Source organism: Sphingobium psychrophilum (genome assembly GCF_012927105.1).
GTDB lineage: Bacteria > Pseudomonadota > Alphaproteobacteria > Sphingomonadales > Sphingomonadaceae > Sphingobium > Sphingobium psychrophilum.
In genome coordinates this window covers 66,701-86,167 of the sequence record NZ_JABBFV010000006.1, presented here as the reverse complement: position 1 = coordinate 86,167, position 19,467 = coordinate 66,701, and the positions used below count along the sequence as shown (strand labels likewise).

The following is a 19,467-nucleotide window of genomic DNA, read 5'->3' as shown; positions in this document are numbered from 1 at the left end:
CGACAGGAGATACAGGATGACCAAGAAAACGTGGGTGGCCATGGCCGCCGCTATCGCCGTTGCGCTGCCTGGCGTGGCAAGCGCCGGCAGCAACGACATGGATGTGATCGTGGACGGCCGCGCCGGCACCGAAACCCGCAGCCTGGCCGTGTCCGTGGCCGACCTCAACCTTACCAGCACCAACGGCATGCGCCGCGCCGATTCGCGCGTGACTCGCGCCGCCAAGCAGGTGTGCGGCTTTGTGAACGGCTCCGTCCTGCCCGTGACCGAGGATTATCGCAATTGCTTCGGCAGCGCGATCGACGGCGCGCGCAACGACCTGAGCACGCTGGCCCAGCGCCAGAGCTGAGAACATCCGCCTTCCCCACGCGAAGGGGAACTGCAGGGGGCCGTTCCATGCCCATGGAGCGGCCCTTTGTCATGCGCGGGCCGCTCATCCTTACCGCGCGTTAACCAGTCCTTAGAGGATTTCCTTCACTCCGGCAGGCACGAACGATCTTCCGGGGGAATAGCCTGCCATGCCGCGTACCGACCGACATGTGGACGTCGCCATCATCGGCGCTGGCCCGGCGGGCCTGACCGCCGCCTATCTGCTGACCAAGCAGGGCCTGAACGTCACGGTGATCGAAAAAGACCCGGTCTATGTCGGCGGCATCAGCCGCACGGTGGAACTGGACGGTTTCCGGTTCGACATTGGCGGGCACCGCTTCTTTTCCAAGTCGCAGCAGGTCGTGGATCTGTGGAACGAGATCCTGCCCGACGACTTCATCCAGCGCCCGCGGATGAGCCGCATCTATTATGAAGGCAAATTCTACAGCTATCCGCTACGCGCGTTCGAAGCCTTGTGGAATCTCGGCATCTGGCGCTCGACCCTGTGCATGGCGAGTTTCGCCAAGGCCAAGCTGTTCCCGAACCGCAACGTCCGTTCCTTTCAGGACTGGACCGTCAACGCTTTCGGCCACAAGCTCTTTTCCATCTTTTTCAAGACCTACACCGAGAAGGTGTGGGGCATGCCCTGCGACGCAATGTCGGCCGACTGGGCGGCGCAGCGGATCAAGGGCCTGTCGCTCTGGGGCGCGGTCGTCGACGGGCTGAAACGCTCGCTTGGCCTTAATAAGCGACCCAATGACGGCATGGCTACCAAGACGTTGCTGGAAACATTCCGCTATCCACGCCTTGGCCCCGGCATGATGTGGGAAGCCGCGCGCGATAGGGTGGTCGAGGGCGGCAACCAGATACTGATGGCGCACAGCTTCAAGCGGTTGGAGGAAGATCAGGCGTCGGGCCGTTGGCGGCTGATCGCCGACGGCCCGGACGGCGATGTCGTGATCGACGCCGCCCATGTCATCTCCTCCGCGCCGATGCGCGAACTGGCGGGCCGCATCCACCCGCTGCCCGACACACTGCCGCAGGCGATGGACCTCAAATATCGCGACTTCCTGACCGTGGCGCTGATGGTGAAGGGGGAGGATATCTTCCCCGACAACTGGATCTATATCCATGACAGCAAGGTGCAGGTCGGCCGGATTCAGAATTTCCGCAGCTGGTCGCCCGAAATGGTGCCCGATCCTTCTTTGGCCTGCGTGGGGCTGGAATATTTCTGCTTTGAAGGCGATGGCCTCTGGTCCGCCGACGACGCTGATCTGATCGCGCTCGCCACGCGCGAGATGGCGCAACTGGGCCTGTGCAACCCGCACGATGTCGTGGGCGGCGCGGTGGTGCGGCAGGAAAAGGCCTATCCGGTCTATGACGACGACTATGCCGCTAATGTGCTGGCGATGCGCAGCGAGCTGGAAGCGCGTTACCCGACGCTGCACATGGTCGGCCGCAACGGGATGCACCGCTATAATAATCAGGACCATGCGATGATGACGGCGATGCTGACCGTGCGCAACATCGGCGCTGGCGCGCGCATCCATGATGTGTGGAGCGTCAACGAGGACGCCGAATATCATGAGGCGGGCGATGAGGGCCAGGATGCCGACACGCAAGCTGCGCTGGCCAGCGTTCGCGCCGTACCCTCGCGCTTGAAGGCCGCCTGAGCGCCATGGCGCAGCAGATCGGCGCGCTTTTCGCGCGGCTGATGTTCGCCCGCTATCTGCTGGCGAGCGTCTGCGCGCTGTCGAGCGATTTCGCCACCTTCCTGATATTGGACCATGGTGGCGCGGCACCGATGATCGCGGCGCTGGGCGGCTATCTGGTCGGCCTTGTCGTCCATTGGGTCATCAGCACACGTTTCGTCTTCGACCTGGCGCATGGGCCGACCCACGCCCAGCGCATCGGCTTCGTGGTCAGCGCGGCCGTGGGCATGGGCATCACCATGGCGCTGGTGGGCGCGCTCAGCGCCATTGGCCTCGCTCCGCCGATCGCCAAGCTGCTGTCGGTCCCGGCCAGCTTCCTGACCGTCTATGCGATCCGCAAATATGGCATTTTCGGCAAGGCCTGATGCCCCGCGCACCGCGCTTTGGGCGCTGATCGCCTGGCTGCTGTGCAGCATGGCGATGCTCTGGCTGTTCCGGGGCGATTTCTCTACCCTCGCCTTTCGCGATCCCGACGATGCCATGCGCCTGGCCCAGGTGCGCGACTGGATCGGCGGGCAAGCCTTTTGGGACGTCATCCAGCATAGGGTGAACCCGCCGGTCGGCGGGCCGATGCACTGGTCGCGGATCGTCGACATGCCGATCGCGGCGCTGATCCTGCTGCTGCGGCCAATGATGGGCGCAGCGGGCGCGGAGTTGGTCGCCTGCGCCCTCGTGCCGCTGATGCTGCTCGGCGGGTTGACCGCCACGCTGTTCGTCGCGGCGCGACGGGTGACGGGCAGCGGCATCGCCCTGCTCGGCGTCACGCTGCTGCTGACAAGTCCCAGCATATTGGTGCAGTTCACACCGCTGCGGATCGACCATCATGGCTGGCAGATCGCCATGGCGACGCTGGCGCTGTGCGGCGCGCTCGACACGCGGCCGGCGCGCGGCGGGATCGTCGCGGGGCTGGCACTGGCGCTATGGCTCCAGATTTCGAGCGAGTCGCTGCCCTATGTCACGCTCTTCGCCGCCGCCTTCGCCCTGCGTCACTGGATGGCGCGGGATCAGGCGCCGCGCTTCATTGCGTTCGCGGCCATGCTGGGCGGCGCGGCCCTGCTGTTGCTGGCGCTGCTGCGCGGACCGCAGGCGCTCATCGACAGCCGCTGCGATGCGCTCTCCTTCGTGTATCTCTGGCCGCTCGTCGTTCTGGCCCTCGCCACGACGATCGCGGCGCGGCTGATCGGCACGACCCATGCGGGCCGTCGCCTGGCCGTCGCAACGATCGGCGGCGGTGCGGCGTTGGCGGCCTTCCTTTTGACCGGCGGGCCGTGCCTGTCGGGCGATCCCTTCGCGGCGCTTGGCCCGATCGCTTACCGGCTCTGGTATCTGCAAGTGCTGGAAGGGCGGCCGATCTGGGAACAGAGCCTGTCACTGCAAGGGGTGATCCTGCTGCCCGCATTGCTCGGCCTCTATGCCAGCCTGCTGGCCGCGCGGGCGCACCAAGGCGAAGCCCGGATGCGCTGGTTGGTGCTGGCGCTGCTGCTCGCCGGATCGACCATGATCGCGCTGCTGGTGATGCGGGCGCTGTCGGTCGCCCATGTCTTCGCGCTGCCCGGCATCGCCTGGCTGGTCGCGCGGCTGTTCACTAGGACGCAGGCGTCGCGCGCGGCGCTGGTGCGGGTGATCGGATCAGTCGCGCTGGTGCTGTTGACCCCCGCGGGCCTTTGTGCGGCGTGGGTGGCGGTAGCGGCCAAGCCCGAGCCTGCCAAGGCGGCGAGCGCCAACTGCCGCGCCGCCAGTGTGCTGGCTCCATTGAAGGCGCTACCGCCCGCCACGCTCTTCGCGCCGCTCGACCTTGGTCCCGACATCCTCGTCCAGACGCGCCATGGCGTCATCGGCACCGCGCATCACCGCAATGCGACCGGCATTACCGCGGTGATCGAGGGGTTCGTCGATGCGCCGGAGAAGGCCCGCGCCGTCATCGCCCCCACCAGCGCCACCTATCTCGTGACCTGCGACGGGCTGACCGAATATCGGCTCTACGGGCAGGAGAATAAGCAGGGCCTCGCCGCCCTGCTGGCGAAGCGATCTCCCCCCGACTGGCTGGAACCGGTGCCGACGCAAGGCCCGCTCCATGTCTGGCGGATCAGGCGGGACTGAACTTCATCGCCACGCCGTTCAAGCAATAGCGCTTGCCGGTCGGCTTTGGCCCGTCGTCGAACACATGGCCCAGATGCCCGCCGCACCGCGCGCAATGGACTTCGGTGCGCGCATAGCCCAGCAAACCGTCTCGGCTGGTGCCGACCGCTTTGGGCAGCGGCGCGTAAAAGCTGGGCCAGCCGGTGCCGCTGTCGAACTTGGTCTTGGAACTGAACAGCTTTTGATCGCAACCGGCGCAGGAAAAGATACCCGCGCGATGCTCGTCGTTGAGCGGGCTGCTGCCGGGATATTCGGTGGCTTGCTGGCGCAGCACCTTATAACCCCACGGGCTGAGCCGCTTCTTCCATTCCGCGTCGCTCAGCACAAAGGGATAGGCCGCCTGCGCCTCTTCGGGCGCAAACTGCCAAAAGGCCAGAGCCACCGCGCCAGTCGTGACGCCACCCAGGAAATGCCGTCTGTTCATGGCGCTGGGTTTATCGGCCTCAGCCTGTCGCAGGCCTGAACAGCCGCTTCCACCAGCTTCCGCCCGACTGCATGACATGGCGGCGGAACAGGAGCACGCCGACCCGGATGATGAGCGCGACGAAGCTTGCCTGCCACACCAGCGCCACCAGATGCGGCCAGATCGCGCCATCCTGCGCCGCGCGGGCAATCATGGCGAAGGGCGAGCTGAACGGGAAAATGCAGGCCGCCAGTTCCGCCGGCGATCCCATATGATCGACCGCATAGCTGGCGAAGAAGAAGATCAGCATCTGCCCCATGGTGATCGGCATGTTGAGCGTCTGCACTTCGCGCACCGTCGCCGCTTGCGCGCCGATCCCCAGGAACAGCGATCCCAGCAGCGTATAGGCCATGGCGAAATAGAGCACCGCCAGCGTCAGAAACAGCGGCCAGCCCACCGCCGGCGTCGGCAGCGACCCGCCCCCGTCATGCAGCGCAGCGAAAATGGCGAAGGCCGTCCCGCCCCAAAAGGCGATGCCGACAAAGCTCATCGCCAGCATCGCCATCAGCTTGCCCAGGAAGATCGCGTCGATCGGCACCGCAGCGGCCAATATCTCGATGATCTTGTTGGTCTTTTCCTCGACCAGATTGGACAGGATCATGCCCGCCAGCAAGATGGTGAGGAAGAACATCACCACCTGCGCCACCCGCCCGATCAACAGCCGCGCCTGCGCCTGCGCGCCCAGGCTGGTGGCCACTTCCTGCCGCTCGACGGTCACGAACCGCAGCGTGCGTTCGGCCAGCGCGGCGGTGGACAGCAGGCTGATATCGCCCTGCAACTTGTCCAGATCCTCCGCCTTGCCGGTCAGCGCCGGACGCAGAAGCGTGCCCGACATGATCGCCACCACCTCCGAATCCGGGCGTGCCAATTGTATCCGCGGGCTGGGTGTCGACGCCACGGGGCGCAGTCGTGGCAGCGCCTGGTCGCCCATGCGCTGCGTCAGCCGATCATGCGCCCGCTCCAGCGCGGCGGTATCGCGCGCGGACATGGCCACGCCCACGACGGGGCGCAGGTCGGTGCTGGAAATCCGGTCGCCCAGGCCGCCGAAAGCGAAGCCGATCAGGATCGGCAGCAATGGTCCCAGCAGGAACAGGATGAAGGTGCGCGACAGCACGACCGCAGTGAAATCCCGCCGGGCGATGACCAGCGCGGCGCGGAGCAATTCCCTCATGCGTCCTCCTCCGGCGTCGGTTCAGCCTGCATCTGCTGCGCGGCGGCCGCCCCGGCGATCGCGACGAAGGCGTCATGCAGGCCGGGCCGCTCGATCGACAGGCTCTCTATCCCCGCCTGCCCATCCAGCAGCGCGCGCAGCAATGGCTCTATCCCCTCGTCGGGCAGGGCGAACAGCCAGGCACCATCCTCCGCCACCGTATCGGCCGGCAAGGCGCGCCGCCACGCCCCGTCGCTGACCCGCGTGCGCAGCCGCACCTGCGATCGCAACTGGTCGCGCGCCTCCCCCGGCGTCCCTTCGAACCGGATGCGGCCGCCCGCGACGATGGCGATCCGCTCGCACAGCCGGTCGGCATGGGCGATGACATGGGTGGAAAAAAGGATGGTGACGCCCTGGCGCGCCTGCTCCCGAATCAGGGCTTCCAATTTCTCCTGATTGATGGCGTCCAGCCCGGAAAAAGGCTCATCCAGCACGATCAGCCGGGGTTCGTGGATGATCGTGCCGAACAATTGCACAGTCTGGGCCATGCCCTTGGACAGCTGGCGGATCGGCTTGTCGATCGATCCGCCCATGCCATAATCCTCCAGCATCGCCCGCGCCCGCACCCGCCCTTCTTTCAGCGGCAGGCCGCGCAGCGCCCCCATGAAGGCGATCGCCTCATACGCCTTCATAGACGGATAGAGGCCGCGCTCTTCGGGCAGATACCCCACCTGCCGCGCCATGCGCAGCGGCTGCACCTCGCCCAGCAGCGTGCGGGTGCCCTCATCAGGGTCGATAATGCCCAGGAGGGTGCGCAGCAACGTGGTCTTGCCCGCGCCATTGGGGCCGAGCACGCCGTATATGGTGCCCGCGGGCACGGCGATGTCGATCCCATCGACCGCCCGAAAGCTGCCGAACGTCTTGACAAGCCCATGGCCTTCAAGAGCATAGGCGGGCCGAGCGGAAGGCGCGGGCACAGGCGCGGGGGATAAGGCCGGGGTGTCGCCGATCATCCTGCCCTGATAGTCTGGACCCATGCCCGTGGAAACCGAAACCTTGGAACAGCGCCTGAAGGTACAGGCCACGCGGTTAGGTTTTGCCGCCTGCCGCATCGCGCCCGCCGACGCCGCGCCCAAAGCCGGCGAGCGGCTACGCCAATGGCTGGACGCGGGCCATCATGGCGACATGCTGTGGATGGAGGAGCGGGCGCAGCAGCGCGGATCGCCCAAGGGCCTGTGGCCGGACGTGCGCAGCGTCATCATGCTGGGCATGAGCTATGCGCCGGGGCGCGATCCGCTGGCGCTGGCGGACGTGGGCGACCGGGCGCGCTTTTCGGTCTATGCGCAGGGCAAGGATTATCACGACGTCGTCAAGAAGGCGCTCAAGGCCCTGGCGCGCTGGCTGGTGGAACAACAGCCCGGCAGCCTAAAGGTGTTCGTGGATACCGCGCCCGTGATGGAAAAGCCGCTGGCGCAGGGCGCGGGGCTGGGCTGGCAGGGCAAGCATAGCAACCTCGTCAGCCGCGACCATGGCAGCTGGCTTTTCCTGGGCGCCATTTATACCGAATTGGCGCTGGCGGCCGACGCCGCCGAAACCGACCATTGCGGCCGCTGCACCGCGTGCATGGCCGCTTGCCCGACCGATGCCTTTCCCTCCCCCTATGTGGTCGATGCGCGGCGCTGCATCTCCTACCTGACGATCGAGCATAAGGGGCCGATCCCGCCGGATCTGCGCGCCGGGATCGGCAACCGCGTCTATGGCTGCGACGATTGTCTGGCGGTGTGTCCGTGGAACAAGTTCGCCGATGCCGCGGCGGCGAACCGCGCGTTCATGAGCCGCGCGGAACTGGCCGCGCCGGAAATCGCCGACCTGCTCGACCTGGACGATGCGGGTTTCCGCGAAATCTTCTCCGGCTCCCCGATCAAGCGCATCGGCCGCAACCGCCTGGTCCGCAACGCCGCCATCGCCGCCGGCAACAGCGGCGACCCTCGCCTGCTGGCGCGGTTGGAGGCGCTGCTCGGCGATGACGACCCGGTGGTGGCGGAGGCGGCGAACTGGGCGATCGGGCGGATTGTCGACGGGGATTGATCGGGCGGCTGACGATCAAAAAGCGGAAATATAGCCGCTCCCCTGGAAGAGAGGGGAAAGATAAGCCGATATTTCTTATTGCTCTGCGTTCTCTACGCCTCTGCGCGAGAAATTTTATCGTGCGAAGCCGCGGAGCCGCGGAGAAGAAAAGAACAACCGCCTCACTCGTGGGTTGACGGGCACTGACGCCGCCCCTCCTATTCCCCTTCCAATGTAGGATTTCTTCTGATCTATCCTTGTCGATGGACCCGCACAGCCTCGACGCCCGCTCCCCCCTCCCGATCGCCCCAGCGCTGCCGCCAGCCCGTGACCCACATGGGGCGTGAGGGACGCGTGGGCGTGACCCGACAGGCGCGTCGCCGGGTCGTCAGCGATAGCTGGGCGGGAGGTTCCCGGCGCCATTGCCGCGAAAAAGCGCAGAAACGCGATTCCAACGATGGTGTGAACTTTGGAGCTGTGACCCTGCCGGTCGCTTCATCGCGCCCGGATCGCGCAGGTGGACCGGGTCAGGCGCCGATCGCCTCCAGCGCTTTCCCCACGGCGGCAATCCCCTCCGGCGCGGCGGCGAAGCCCATATGGGTGCAGTCCACCTCGATCGCCCGGTCGCGTTCGCCCGCGCGGCCCCTGGCGCAGGCGGGCAGGATCACGCCGTCGCGCAGCGACCACAGCGCCACGGTCGGCACCGGCGGCTTGGATTCGCGGGTGCAGGGGAAGGGTGGCCGATCGACCGGGAAGCCCGACACCAGTTGGTATAGCCGCCAGGCATGGTTGGCGCGCGGATCGCCGGAAAAGGGCGTACCCATCGTCACCACGCCGCCAACCTTGTGCGCGGCGAACTTGGCATATTCGCGCGCATACAGCCCGCCCAGGCTCCATCCGACCAGCGTCACCGGCGCGCCGCTCTCCCGCCGGATCGCATCCACTCGCCGGTCGATCTGCTCCAGACTGTCGGGCTTCGGCCCGAAATTGCGCCCCATGCCCCATCCATGGGCGACATAGCCGGCCGCATCCAGCACCGCGCGCAACGGCTCCATCCGCTGTTCGGACGCCAGCAGGCCGGGGATCAGCAGCACATGCCGGCCATCGCCCCGCATCCCCTGCGCCAGCATCGCGCCCTGCGCACGGGTCCGCGCCAGGTCGAACGGCAAAGACGCATTGCCCAGCAGATGCGAGAGGGACGGCCGCTCCGCCGCACGCGGTCCGCCGACCATACGGTCTTTCCAACTATGGGCTTTCCAGAAACTGGCGATGGCATCGGCGTAAGGCGGCACGAACGGATAGTCCTCTTTCGAAATCGAAAGATGACATTCCCATGACAGGCAGGGCCGCGTCCATGCCGTTTATCGATGCCGACAAACGGTTCGTCGTTTGTGACAGTGGTTGGTGGCGGGGGCTTAAGGGGCGAGCGGTGACGTCTGGGTCACGGTCGCGCCTTCGGTCCCGCGCAACTGCCGCGGTTCAAGGATCGCGGCCGTCTCGATCAGGTCCAGCGCGCGCCGCGCTTCCAGATAGCGGCGGGCATATTGCATCCAGCGATCCGCCGCCGCCTTGCCTGGCAACCGTTCCACTTCGCCCAGCGCCGCGCTCACCCGGCCGCCGTCGATGTAGCGCAGCGCCCGGTCCATCGCCGCCTGCGGCCGGGGCGACGGGGTCGATGCCTTGCGGATGGTGACGAGTTCGCGCGCCTCATGCTCCATCGCGTCCCACCAGCCGGTGCCGGCCGGCGGCGTGACCAATCGTTCGGCCACCTCGCCCAGTCCGCCACGCAGGTCAGCGAGCGTGATCGGATCGCGTGCCGCATTGATGACGGCGGCGACGGCGCGTGGCTGGGCCTGGCCGAAGCGCAACCGCAACTGCCCCTCGACATAGCCGAGGGGCGTCCCGCTATCGAGCGCGCGCCGCGCGGCGAAAGCGACCAGCAGCCCTTCGGCGCGGGCGGCATTGCCCGACGCGGCCTGCGCCTCCACGGTGATGCGATTGAGCCGTTCCTCCAGCTGGATGACGCGCGTGTCGAGCATCTGCGCCGCATCGGCGGTCAGCGGCCGGACTGTCGCGCTCGCGCCGGTGCCGGTGATCAGTCCCTGCGGTTGGGTCGCGACGGTCGGCTGTGGTTGCGGATCGCCCCAACGGCGCTGGATCTGGGGCCAGGCCCAGACGGTGAGCGCAACGCCCAGGGCAAAGGCGAGCAGGATTACGATCAGGAGCGGCAGGATCGTGCGACGGCGCGGCGGTATCACGGTCGCGTTGCCAACCCCATCCTCGTCGCTCATGCCGGCCCTTTCGTCTGTCATTATGCCCGTCATTCGCACAATCGCGCGGCAAGGGCCAGCATCTCGTCATCGACCGGCCGTGCGGCGGCCCGCCCGCTCGCCCAGCCCGCGCCGCACGCCGCCAGCGCAACCGGGCTGATCGCGACGATGTGCAGCGCTGCGCGCGCGTCCTGCGCGATCTGCGCCGCCAGCCTTTCGCCGGCGCGCGGCGAATGGACCAGCAGTATCGATCCGGCCACGGCATCGGCGATCAGCGCCGGGTCGGGCGGCAGGCTGGTCATGCTATATACCGCGATCCGCGTCACATCGATCCCATCCGCCGCCATCGGCGCGACGGTGGTCCCACCCAGATGGAGCAGCCGCCGATGACCGTGCGCCGCGACCCGCGCCGCGATCGCGCTACCGTCGCCCACGCCCGCCACGACATCGGCAAAGCCCGCGTCGCGCAGCGCCCGCGCCGTTGCTTCCCCCACCGCATAAGCCGGCAGTCCGCGATAGGCGGCCAGCTCCGGCCCGGCCAGGCGCACGCCATGGGCGCTGGTCAGCAGCAGGGCTTCGAAATCCGTGGGCGGCGGGGGCGTCCACGCGACCGGCTGGGGCGCGAACAGCGGATGCACTCGCGCGTCCAGGTCCAGCGCGGCCGCCTTTGCCGCCGTCCTGCCCGCCGCCGGTTCGGGGCGCAGGATGAAGACCCGGTTCACGCTTCGAACAGCGACCGCAGCGCCGGGCTGGCCCGCCCCAGCAGCGCATGGCCGACCGCCTGCGCCGCGTCGTCGCCGCGCGCGAGCCGCGTCTCTTCGCGCACCGTTTCCTGCCCGTCCGGGCTGATGATCTCCGCGATCAGATGCAGAAATTCTCCTTCGACCCGCGCCAGTGCAGCGATCGGCGAATGGCAGGTGCCGCCCAATCCCTTGAGCACGCCCCGCTCGGCCATCACCGCGTCAAAGGTGTCGCCGTCGTTGATCGCACACAGCGCCGCGACCATGGCGTCATTGTCGCCCAGCGTCTCTATCCCCACCGCGCCTTGCGATGGCGCGGGCAGCATGACGTCGATCGCTATGGTCGCGCCGACATCCTGTTGGTCCAGCCGGTCCAGCCCCGCCGCCGCCAACAGCGTGGCATGGACCTCGCCAGCCGCCAGCTTGGCCAGCCGGGTCGCGACATTGCCGCGGAACAGGGTGATGGTCGCGTCGGGGCGCAGCCGCTTGACCTGCGCGGCGCGGCGCGGCGAGCTGGTGCCGACGATCGGATTAGCGGGCAGCGCGGCGAAGTCATCGGCCCCCACCAGCCGGTCGCGCACATCGGCGCGCGGCAGCATCGCGGCGATGCGGAAGGCGTCGGGCCGCAGCGTCTCCACATCCTTCATGCTGTGGACCGCAAAATCGATTGCGCCCTCGACCAGCGCCCGGTCCAATTCCTTGGTCCATAGCGCCTTGCCGCCGATATCGGCCAGCGCCCGGTCCTGTATCCGGTCGCCGCTTGTCTGGACGGTGACGATCGCCACGGCCTCCTCGGGCCAGCCATGGGCAGCGCACAAAGCGCGGGCGGTCATGCGGGCCTGGGCCAGTGCTAGGGGCGATCCTCTGGTGCCGAGGCGCAACGGTCTTTCGGGCAAAAACATATGCGGCTTGCTCTAATAGCCACGACCTTTAGATGGAAGCGGCAATGACAATCATCCTTGGCCTGGAATCGAGCTGCGATGAAACCGCAGCGGCGCTGGTGACGGCAGACGGCCGAATCCTGGCCCATCGCCTCGCCACGCAGGAGGAAGCGCACCGCCCCTATGGCGGCGTCGTCCCAGAAATCGCCGCCCGCGCCCATGTCGAAATGCTCACCCCCCTGGTCGCAGAGGCCCTGGCCGACGCGAAGATGACGCTGGCCGATGTCGACGTCATCGCCGCCACCGCCGGGCCGGGCCTGATCGGCGGCGTCATGGTCGGCCTTGTCACCGGCAAGGCGCTGGCCCATGCGGCGGGCAAGCCGCTGATCGCGGTCAATCATCTGGAGGGCCATGCGCTCTCGCCGCGCCTCGCCGATCGGACGCTGCAATTTCCCTATCTGTTGCTGCTGGTGTCGGGCGGCCATTGCCAACTGCTCCATGTGAAGGGACCGGGCGCCTATGTCCGCGTCGCCACCACGATCGACGATGCGGCGGGCGAAGCGTTCGACAAGACCGCCAAGCTGCTGGGGCTGGGCTATCCGGGCGGCCCGCAGGTGGAAAAGGCGGCCGCGCTGGGTGATCCCAAGGCCGTTCCCCTGCCGCGCCCTTTGATCCACACCGACGAACCGCATTTCTCCTTCGCCGGCCTCAAGAGCGCGGTGATGCGCGCGGTCCAGTTGGGCCGATATACGACGCAGGATATCGCCGCGAGCTTCCAGCAGGCGGTGATCGACTGCCTTGTCGACCGCACGCGCCGCGCGCTGGGGCGGAGCGAGGGCGTCACCGCACTGGTCGTGGCGGGCGGAGTCGCCGCCAATAATGCCGTCCGCGCGGCGCTCGAATCGCTCGCCGCCGCTCATGACCTGCCCTTCGTCGCGCCGCCGCTTTGGCTGTGCACCGACAATGCCGCGATGATCGCCTGGGCCGGGGCGGAACGCTTTGCGGTCGGCTTGATCGACGATCTCACCTTCCCGGCCCGGCCGCGTTGGCCGCTCGACCCGGCCGCGGAAAAGGCGCGCGGCGCCGGAGTGAAAGCATGAAGGGCGTGAAGGCATGAAAGCGGGCGTTATCGGTGCGGGCGCATGGGGCACGGCGTTGGCGCAATTGCTGGCCAGCGACGGCCAGTCGGTCGCGCTGTGGGCGCTGGAGCCGGACGTGATCGATGCGATCAATCACGTCCACGAAAACCCGCTCTATCTCGCGAATATCCCGCTCTCCCCCTCGATCCGGGCGACCGGCGCGATGGCGGACCTTGGGTCATGTGACCTGCTGCTGGTCGTCAGCCCTGCCCAGCATCTGCGCAGCGTGGTGGCGCAGGCCCCCGCCGGCGTGCCGCTGGTCCTCTGCTCCAAAGGGATCGAGGCTGGGACTAGCCTTTTGATGTCCGAAGTGGCGGCTCAGGCGCAGCCGACCTCGCCCATCGCCGTCCTGTCCGGCCCGACCTTCGCCCATGAAGTGGCCAAGGGCCTACCTACCGCCATCACGCTGGCTTGCGAAGACCGGGCGCTGGGCCAGCGCCTCGCCGCGCGTATCGCCCGTCCGTCCTTTCGCCCCTATCTGTCCGACGACGTCATCGGCGCGGAGATTGGCGGCGCGGTCAAGAATGTGCTCGCCATCGCTTGCGGCGTTGCGGAAGGGGCGGGGCTTGGCCTCAATGCCCGCGCTGCGCTCATTTCGCGCGGTTTTGCCGAAATGACCCGCTTCGGCCTGGCGCGCGGCGCGCGTCCCGAAACGCTCGGCGGCCTGTCGGGCCTCGGCGATCTCGTCCTCACCTGCTCCTCCACCAATTCGCGCAACTTCTCGCTGGGCAAGGGTCTGGGCGAAGGCGCCAGCGCCGCAGCCCTGCTCGCCAACCGCCGCACCGTGGCGGAAGGAGCGTTCACCGCGCCGGTGCTGCGCGATGCCGCGCGCGCGGCCGGCGTGGAAATGCCGGTGGTGGAGGCGGTGTGCGCGCTGCTCGCCGATGCCGCGCCGCTCGGCGCCGTGATCGACGCGCTGCTCGCGCGGCCGTTGCGGCCCGAATAAGCCGTCGCGTCGCCGCCTTCTTGCGCCTAGAGCAGAAAAAGAAACATGATGACGCAGGGGGTTCAGGGTTCGTTGGCGACGCCGGTATCGGGCACACAGGCATCCGCATCCAAGGATCAGGATGACATCGCCGCCCTGGCCAAGGGTGGGCGGACCAACATATTCGGATTTCTGCTGCGCCTGGCGGCGCGCCTGCCGTTCCTGTTCATTGCGGGACGCTGGTATGGCGCAGATGCGCTGGGGCGTTTCGCCTATGCCGTTCTGGTCGTGGAGTTTGTGGCACAACTGGCCACGCTGGGACTGAAACGCGGCCTGGCCGGCGCGCTCAGCCAGACCGAACGGCCTCATGCCCATGTCGTGACCGACGCCATGTTTGTCACCTTGCTCGCGGCGGTGGTCGGCGCAGGCCTGCTGGTCGTCTTCCCGCAGGCCATGTTCCCCAATAGCGGCATCAATGGCCTCGACCGGTTGCTGGCGCTGGTGGTGATCGCGGTGGCGGGATCGGACGTGGCGTTGGCGGCCTGTGCCTATCGCTTCGACGTTGGCGCGACCGTGCGGGCGCGCTCGATCATCGAACCCTGGACCATCAGCATCGGCGCTTTCGCCTTCGCCTTCTATTCCACGCGCGACGGCCTCATCCTCTCTTATGCCTTGTCGATGATTGCAGCGCTGGTCGCCTCGCTGATCCCGATGGCGCGCCATTATGGCCTGCCGCGGGGCTGGCGGCCCGATGGTGGACGGCTCTGGCGACTGGCCCGGCGCAACCTGCCGCTCGCCGCAGCCGACGGCGTCGAATGGGGATCGCGTCGGCTCGACATGGCGATATTGGGCCTGTTCGTCAGCCCGGCGGTGATCGGCATCTATTATGTCGCGCAACAGGTCGCGTCGCTGCCGCAGAAGCTCAAGACCAGCTTCGACCCCATTCTCGGCCCGGTCATCACCCGCAACCTGGCGGAGAACAACCTGGCTGGCATCGCCCGTCAGGTCAGCCAGGTCGGCTTCTGGATCATCGCGGCGCAGGCGGGCATCGCGCTCGCGCTCGGCATCCCCGGTGAAGCGGTGATGGGGCTGGTCGGCCCGCATTTCGTCGGCGGCACCGGCGCGCTCGCCTTTTTGCTGCTCGCCGAAGTGGTGGCGGCGACGGCGGTGGTCAGCGAATCGGCGCTGGTCTATATCGCCCGGCACCGCAACCTCATGATCTCGCTCGTCATGATCGGGTTGCAGGCGGCCTTCAGCTTCGCCCTGATCCTGGCTGCACGCCGGCTGGCCATGCCGGTGATGTGGGTGGCCGCCGCGCCCGCGCTCGCGCTCTGCCTGGCGCTGGCGGTCGGCGCTTTCGTCAAGGCGCGGCTGCTCGCCCGGTTGCTCGATGCGCCGATCAATGCCTGGCGCTGGCCGTTGCTGAGCGCTGCGGGGGTCGCCTGCATCGTCGGCGCGGGCTTCGTCGCCTTGCCGCCGCGCTTCGAATGGGTCGAACTGGCGGTCGGCGTCTGGGCGATATTGGGCGCCTATGGCCTCGTCATCTGGCGCTGGGGCTTCGGGTCCGACGACCGCGCCCTGTTCCGCAAGCAGAAAGCGGAATGACCCGATAGACAGGCCCGCCTCTCCCATGAGAAGCAGGCCTTGTCCGTGTCAGGCGAACAGCGCGTCGCGGATCACGCCCAGGTCGGCTTCCGGTCGCGCGCCCCAATGCGATATGACTTCGGCCGCTGCGGCGGCGCCCAGCGCCAGCGCATCCTCGACGCTGCGGCCGTCGATATGGGCCGCCAGGAAACCAGCGGCGAACAGGTCGCCCGCCCCCGTCGTATCAACGATTTGCCCGACCGGTGCGGCCGGGGCCTGATGGCGCACGCCATCGACGATCGCGACGGCGCCCTTTTCGCTGCGGGTCGACACCAGCACCGGCACCTTGTCGGCGAAGCGGGCCAGCGCTTTTTCGAAATCGTCTATCTGCGCCAGCGACTGAATCTCGCCCTCGTTGGAAAAGAGGATGTCGATCTGGCCATTGTCGATCAGATCGATGAAGTCGGCGCGATGGCGGTCGATCACGAAATTGTCGGACAGGGTGAAGGCGACCTTGCGCCCGGCACCCCGCGCCGCGTCGATCGCCGCCCGCATCGCCGCGCGCGGCTGCTCGGGATCCCACAAATAGCCTTCGAGATAGAGGATCTTGGCCGAACGGATCAGGTCGAAATCGACCGCGGCTTCCGGTAGAAATTGCGACGCCCCCAGGAAGGTGTTCATCGTGCGCTGGGCGTCCGGCGTCACCAGGATCAGGCAGCGCGCGGTCGGCACTTCGCCATGCATGACCGGCGTGTCGAAACGGATGCCCAAGGCGTGGACGTCATGCGCGAAGACCGCGCCCAACTGATCGTCATTGACCTGGCCGATGAAGCCGCATTTTTTGCCCAGCGCAGCGAGGCCCGCCAGCGTGTTGGCGGCGGAGCCACCGCTGATCTCCTTGGCCTGCGGCATGTCGGCATAGAGCGTCTCCGCCATGGCGGCGTCGATCAACTGCATCCCACCCTTGGTCAGCGCATGTTGTGCCAGGAAGGCGTCGTCGCTGCGGGCGAGCACGTCGACGATGGCGTTGCCGATCGCGACGACGTCGAGCGTGGCGGCTGGCAGCGTGGCGGCCGGGTTTTCCTGGGGCGCGGAGGATGCGGTCACGCAATATCCTTATCTTGAGATAGACATAAAATTTCGTCGCCTTTATCGGTCCGCGCCCCCCCATGCAACGGCGCTGATTGACCTTGCGCCCGCGGGGGAGGATAGACGGGACCATGGTCCTGACCGCCGCCCTGCGCGCCTTTCCCTCCCTCTTTCACGGCGCTGCGCTGCGCCTGCTGTTCAAGACGCTGATCCTGACGCTGCTGGTCTTCGCAGGATTGGCCGGTGCGCTCTGGGCCGGGTTTCATGCGCTGCGGCTGCATTTCGGTTGGGGCGGCGGCGGTGTCGCCGAAGCGACCGCCACCGCGCTGTTGATCGTCGGCGCGGGCTGGCTGCTGTTCCGCGCCGTGGCGATGGCGGTGATGGGCCTGTTCGCCGACGACATTATCGAAGCGGTGGAGCGGGACAGTTACCCCCAGGCGGCGCTCGCCGCGCGTCCGGTGGGCTGGGCGCGCAGCCTGCGCTTCGCCTTCGCCTCGCTGGCGCGCACGCTGGGCTGGAACCTGCTGGCGTTGCCCGCCTATATCCTGTTGCTGGTGACGGGGGTGGGGACGATCGGGTTGTTCCTGGTGGTGAACGCCTATCTGCTGGGCCGCGACATGGCCGACATGGTGGAGCCGCGTCATCCCGCCCTCCCGCCGCTGTCGCGCGGCAGCCGGTGGCTTTTGGGGCTCGTTTCGGCGCTTGCGTTCCTGATCCCGCTGGTCAACCTGCTTGCGCCGATCTGGAGCGCGGCTATGGCCGTGCACATGTTGCTTGGGCGAAAGACATCCGCATGAATTTCCCGCGCGTTGTGACGGCGGCGCTGTGCCTGCCGCTGGCCGCTTGTGGCGGCGGCGTCGTGCCCAAGGGCAGCTATGCCCCGCCGCCCGCCGGACCGCCGGCCAGCGCTTTCATGAAGCAGGGGCCGCTGATGGGATCGGATGCGGGTGCGCTGACCCGGATGTTCGGCCAGCCCCGGCTCGATATTCGCGAAACCACGGTGCGCAAATTGCAGTTCGCCAATGGCCGCTGCATCCTCGACGCCTATCTCTACGCCCCGGCGCGGGGGAAAGAGCCGGTCGTCACCCATGTCGATGCGCGCAGCCCGGCGGGCGCGGATGTCGATCCGGTATCCTGTGCGACCGCTTTGCAGGCGAAGTAGCGGGTTCGGTAGAGTTACAGGCGCGAAGTTCACACCGTCGTCGGGCTTTTCCGGCCGATAGTGACAGCAAAGCCCCCGCGAAGCCCCGGCCATGTAACGGCGAGGTAAGGGGCGGGTTACGGCGGGGTCACACCGACGCGCCTGTGGGGTCACGGCGAAGCGCTTGCCGCGCGACGGCGCTGCCGGAGGAATGGGGAAATGCTGGTCCACCTGAAAGCATAGATCAGAGGAAATCCTATTTTGGAAGGGGAATAGGAGGGGAGCGCGTGGCGCTTCTCGACTTCGTTCGAAGCGGAAGGAGGGGGCGGGTGGCGGCGGTCCAATCGGGCGACCGCAGGCTGGGGACGATGCCGGGACGACGAGAAATTTCGTCGCGCCTGCCTTCAAGTCCGCAGGCGTGCCAAGGCCTCATTCTTGCCGATCAGCGGCAGCAATTGTCCCATGTCCGGGCCGTGATCCAGCCCGGTCAGCGCGCGGCGGAGGGGGAGGAAGAGGGTCTTGCCCTTGCGGCCGGTTTCTTCCTTGAGTGCACCCGTCAGCGTGCGCCAGATGTCGGCATCGAAGGCGGCGTCCGACAGGATGCGATGGGCGGCGGCGAGGAAATCGCGGTCTTCGTCCGCTGGCGCCGGCGCGTCTATGGGGCCGGTGACGATGCGCCACCAGTCGGCCGCGCCGGCGACCGTTTCCAGATTGGGGCGGATGGCTTCCCAAGCGGCGGCGTCCATGCCTTCGGGCAGGCGGTCTGCGACAGCCTCAAAGGGGAGAAGGTGGACGATCTTCTGGTTGAGGGTCGCGAGTTCGGCTTCATCGAAGCGCGCGGGGGCGCGGCCGAAATGGGCGAAGTCGAAACTGTCGATCAACGGCTGGATATCCGCGAATGGCTCTATCGGCTGCGAACTGCCCAGGCGGGCGAGCAGGGAGGCGATGGCGGCCGCTTCGAGGCCGATCTCGCGGAAATGGGCGACGCCGAGCGACCCCAAGCGCTTGGACAACTTGCCTTCGCTGCCGGTCAGCAGCGCTTCATGGGCGAAGGCGGGGAGCGGCGCGCCGAGCGCCGTGAACATCTGAATCTGGGTGGCGGTGTTGGAGACATGATCCTCGCCGCGAAGGACATGGGTGACGCCCATGGCGATATCATCGATCACCGACGGGAGCATGTAGAGCCAACTGCCGTCGGCTCGGCGGATGACCGGGTCCGACAGCAATTTCGGGTCGAAGCGCTGGTCGCCGCGGATGAGGTCGGTCCAGGTGATCGGCTGATCATGGTCGAGCTTGAAGCGCCAATGGGGGGTGCGGCCTTCGGCTTCGAACGCGGCGATCTGGTCCGGTGTCAGCGACAGGGCCGCGCGGTCATAGACCGGCGGGAGGCCGCGACCGAGCAGGATTTTGCGGCGCAGGTCGAGTTCCTGGGCGGTTTCATAAGCCGGATAGACATGGCCGGACGCTTTGAGCGCTTCGAACCGGGATTCGTAGAGAGCGAAACGGTCCGACTGCTTCTCCTCACCGTCCCAATGGAGGCCGAGCCACGCCAGGTCCGCTTTGATCGCATCCGCATATTCGGGGCGCGAGCGTTCGAGATCGGTATCATCGAGACGCAGCAGGAATTGGCCGCCCGATTTGCGCGCCCACAGCCAGTTGTGGAGCGCGGCGCGGATATTGCCGACATGGAGATGGCCGGTCGGCGACGGGGCGAAGCGGGTGATGACGGTCATGATTGGTCCTAAACCCGTTCGGTTCGCGCGTAGCAAAGTCACTTCGCTTCGCTCAGTGCAGGGCT

General features: G+C 67.4%; 19 protein-coding genes. 10 read left to right on the top strand and 9 right to left on the bottom strand.

Annotated elements, in window-relative coordinates; all coding sequences use genetic code 11:
- Window positions 1-16: 16 nt before the first annotated feature.
- The 4 genes from HHL08_RS10125 (at window position 17) to HHL08_RS10110 (ending at window position 4,181) form a co-directional block, all read left to right on the top strand.
- Complete coding sequence (locus tag HHL08_RS10125; RefSeq protein WP_169572825.1) at window positions 17-349, top strand: UrcA family protein; 333 nt, start codon at window positions 17-19, stop codon at window positions 347-349.
- Between the two features lie 169 nt (window positions 350-518).
- Window positions 519-2,042, top strand: a complete 1,524-nt coding sequence (locus HHL08_RS10120) for an NAD(P)/FAD-dependent oxidoreductase (protein WP_169572823.1) — start codon at window positions 519-521, stop codon at window positions 2,040-2,042.
- A gap of 5 nt (window positions 2,043-2,047) precedes the next feature.
- A complete protein-coding gene (locus tag HHL08_RS10115) occupies window positions 2,048-2,446 on the top strand; it encodes a GtrA family protein (RefSeq protein WP_169572821.1) in 399 nt (132 codons plus the stop codon).
- A complete protein-coding gene (locus HHL08_RS10110; protein WP_169572819.1) occupies window positions 2,424-4,181 on the top strand; it encodes a hypothetical protein in 1,758 nt (585 codons plus the stop codon). Before HHL08_RS10115 ends, HHL08_RS10110 begins: the two co-directional genes overlap by 23 nt.
- Here HHL08_RS10110 and msrB read toward each other — a convergent pair.
- The 3 genes from msrB to HHL08_RS10095 are packed head-to-tail and all read right to left on the bottom strand — an operon-like array spanning window position 4,168 to window position 6,846.
- Window positions 4,168-4,644: a peptide-methionine (R)-S-oxide reductase MsrB gene (gene msrB / locus HHL08_RS10105; protein WP_169572817.1), complete on the bottom strand. Its 477-nt coding sequence runs from the start codon at window positions 4,642-4,644 to the stop codon at window positions 4,168-4,170. The genes HHL08_RS10110 and msrB overlap by 14 nt on opposite strands.
- Window positions 4,645-4,663: 19 nt before the next feature.
- On the bottom strand, window positions 4,664-5,854 hold the full coding sequence (locus HHL08_RS10100; RefSeq protein ID WP_169572815.1) for an ABC transporter permease: 1,191 nt from the start codon (window positions 5,852-5,854) through the stop codon (window positions 4,664-4,666).
- Complete coding sequence (locus HHL08_RS10095) at window positions 5,851-6,846, bottom strand: ABC transporter ATP-binding protein (protein WP_169573200.1); 996 nt, start codon at window positions 6,844-6,846, stop codon at window positions 5,851-5,853. Before HHL08_RS10095 ends, HHL08_RS10100 begins: the two co-directional genes overlap by 4 nt.
- A 22-nt stretch (window positions 6,847-6,868) precedes the next feature.
- Between HHL08_RS10095 and queG the strand changes: the two genes are divergently transcribed.
- Entirely contained in the window at window positions 6,869-7,921 is a 1,053-nt protein-coding gene (gene queG / locus HHL08_RS10090) for a tRNA epoxyqueuosine(34) reductase QueG (protein ID WP_169572813.1), read from the top strand.
- A 506-nt stretch (window positions 7,922-8,427) separates the two neighbouring features.
- On the opposite strand, the gene HHL08_RS10085 is transcribed toward queG, so the two are convergent.
- The 4 genes from HHL08_RS10085 to hemC all read right to left on the bottom strand — a co-directional run bounded on the left by HHL08_RS10085 (window position 8,428) and on the right by hemC (window position 11,812).
- On the bottom strand, window positions 8,428-9,192 hold the full coding sequence (locus HHL08_RS10085) for an esterase/lipase family protein (protein WP_169572811.1): 765 nt from the start codon (window positions 9,190-9,192) through the stop codon (window positions 8,428-8,430).
- Window positions 9,193-9,315: 123 nt separating this feature from the next.
- A complete protein-coding gene (locus HHL08_RS10080; protein ID WP_408021766.1) occupies window positions 9,316-10,212 on the bottom strand; it encodes a hypothetical protein in 897 nt (298 codons plus the stop codon).
- A gap of 8 nt (window positions 10,213-10,220) precedes the next feature.
- Window positions 10,221-10,892 carry a uroporphyrinogen-III synthase gene (locus tag HHL08_RS10075; RefSeq protein ID WP_169572808.1) on the bottom strand — a complete coding sequence of 224 codons (672 nt, stop codon included), beginning with the start codon at window positions 10,890-10,892 and terminating at the stop codon, window positions 10,221-10,223.
- On the bottom strand, window positions 10,889-11,812 hold the full coding sequence (gene hemC, locus HHL08_RS10070) for a hydroxymethylbilane synthase (RefSeq protein WP_169572806.1): 924 nt from the start codon (window positions 11,810-11,812) through the stop codon (window positions 10,889-10,891). The genes HHL08_RS10075 and hemC overlap by 4 nt, the downstream gene beginning before the upstream one ends.
- A 44-nt stretch (window positions 11,813-11,856) precedes the next feature.
- Here hemC and tsaD point away from each other — a divergent pair, with 44 nt between their 5' ends.
- The 3 genes from tsaD to HHL08_RS10055 are packed head-to-tail and all read left to right on the top strand — an operon-like array spanning window position 11,857 to window position 15,460.
- Window positions 11,857-12,891: a tRNA (adenosine(37)-N6)-threonylcarbamoyltransferase complex transferase subunit TsaD gene (gene tsaD, locus HHL08_RS10065; RefSeq protein ID WP_169572804.1), complete on the top strand. Its 1,035-nt coding sequence runs from the start codon at window positions 11,857-11,859 to the stop codon at window positions 12,889-12,891.
- Window positions 12,892-12,904: 13 nt separating this feature from the next.
- Window positions 12,905-13,876, top strand: coding sequence for an NAD(P)H-dependent glycerol-3-phosphate dehydrogenase (locus HHL08_RS10060; protein ID WP_169572802.1), 972 nt, complete (start codon window positions 12,905-12,907; stop codon window positions 13,874-13,876).
- 45 nt (window positions 13,877-13,921) lie between these two features.
- Window positions 13,922-15,460: a lipopolysaccharide biosynthesis protein gene (locus HHL08_RS10055; RefSeq protein ID WP_235955022.1), complete on the top strand. Its 1,539-nt coding sequence runs from the start codon at window positions 13,922-13,924 to the stop codon at window positions 15,458-15,460.
- Window positions 15,461-15,508: 48 nt separating this feature from the next.
- On the opposite strand, the gene HHL08_RS10050 is transcribed toward HHL08_RS10055, so the two are convergent.
- Complete coding sequence (locus HHL08_RS10050; protein ID WP_328804635.1) at window positions 15,509-16,546, bottom strand: adenosine kinase; 1,038 nt, start codon at window positions 16,544-16,546, stop codon at window positions 15,509-15,511.
- Window positions 16,547-16,659: 113 nt separating this feature from the next.
- Between HHL08_RS10050 and HHL08_RS10045 the strand changes: the two genes are divergently transcribed.
- Window positions 16,660-17,325, top strand: a complete 666-nt coding sequence (locus HHL08_RS10045) for an EI24 domain-containing protein (RefSeq protein ID WP_169572800.1) — start codon at window positions 16,660-16,662, stop codon at window positions 17,323-17,325.
- The gene (locus tag HHL08_RS10040) at window positions 17,322-17,690 is read left to right on the top strand and encodes a hypothetical protein (RefSeq protein WP_169572798.1); all 369 of its coding nucleotides are present in this window, start codon (window positions 17,322-17,324) and stop codon (window positions 17,688-17,690) included. The genes HHL08_RS10045 and HHL08_RS10040 overlap by 4 nt, the downstream gene beginning before the upstream one ends.
- Window positions 17,691-18,073: 383 nt before the next feature.
- On the opposite strand, the gene gltX is transcribed toward HHL08_RS10040, so the two are convergent.
- On the bottom strand, window positions 18,074-19,402 hold the full coding sequence (gltX, locus tag HHL08_RS10035) for a glutamate--tRNA ligase (RefSeq protein WP_169572796.1): 1,329 nt from the start codon (window positions 19,400-19,402) through the stop codon (window positions 18,074-18,076).
- Window positions 19,403-19,467 lie beyond the last annotated feature (65 nt).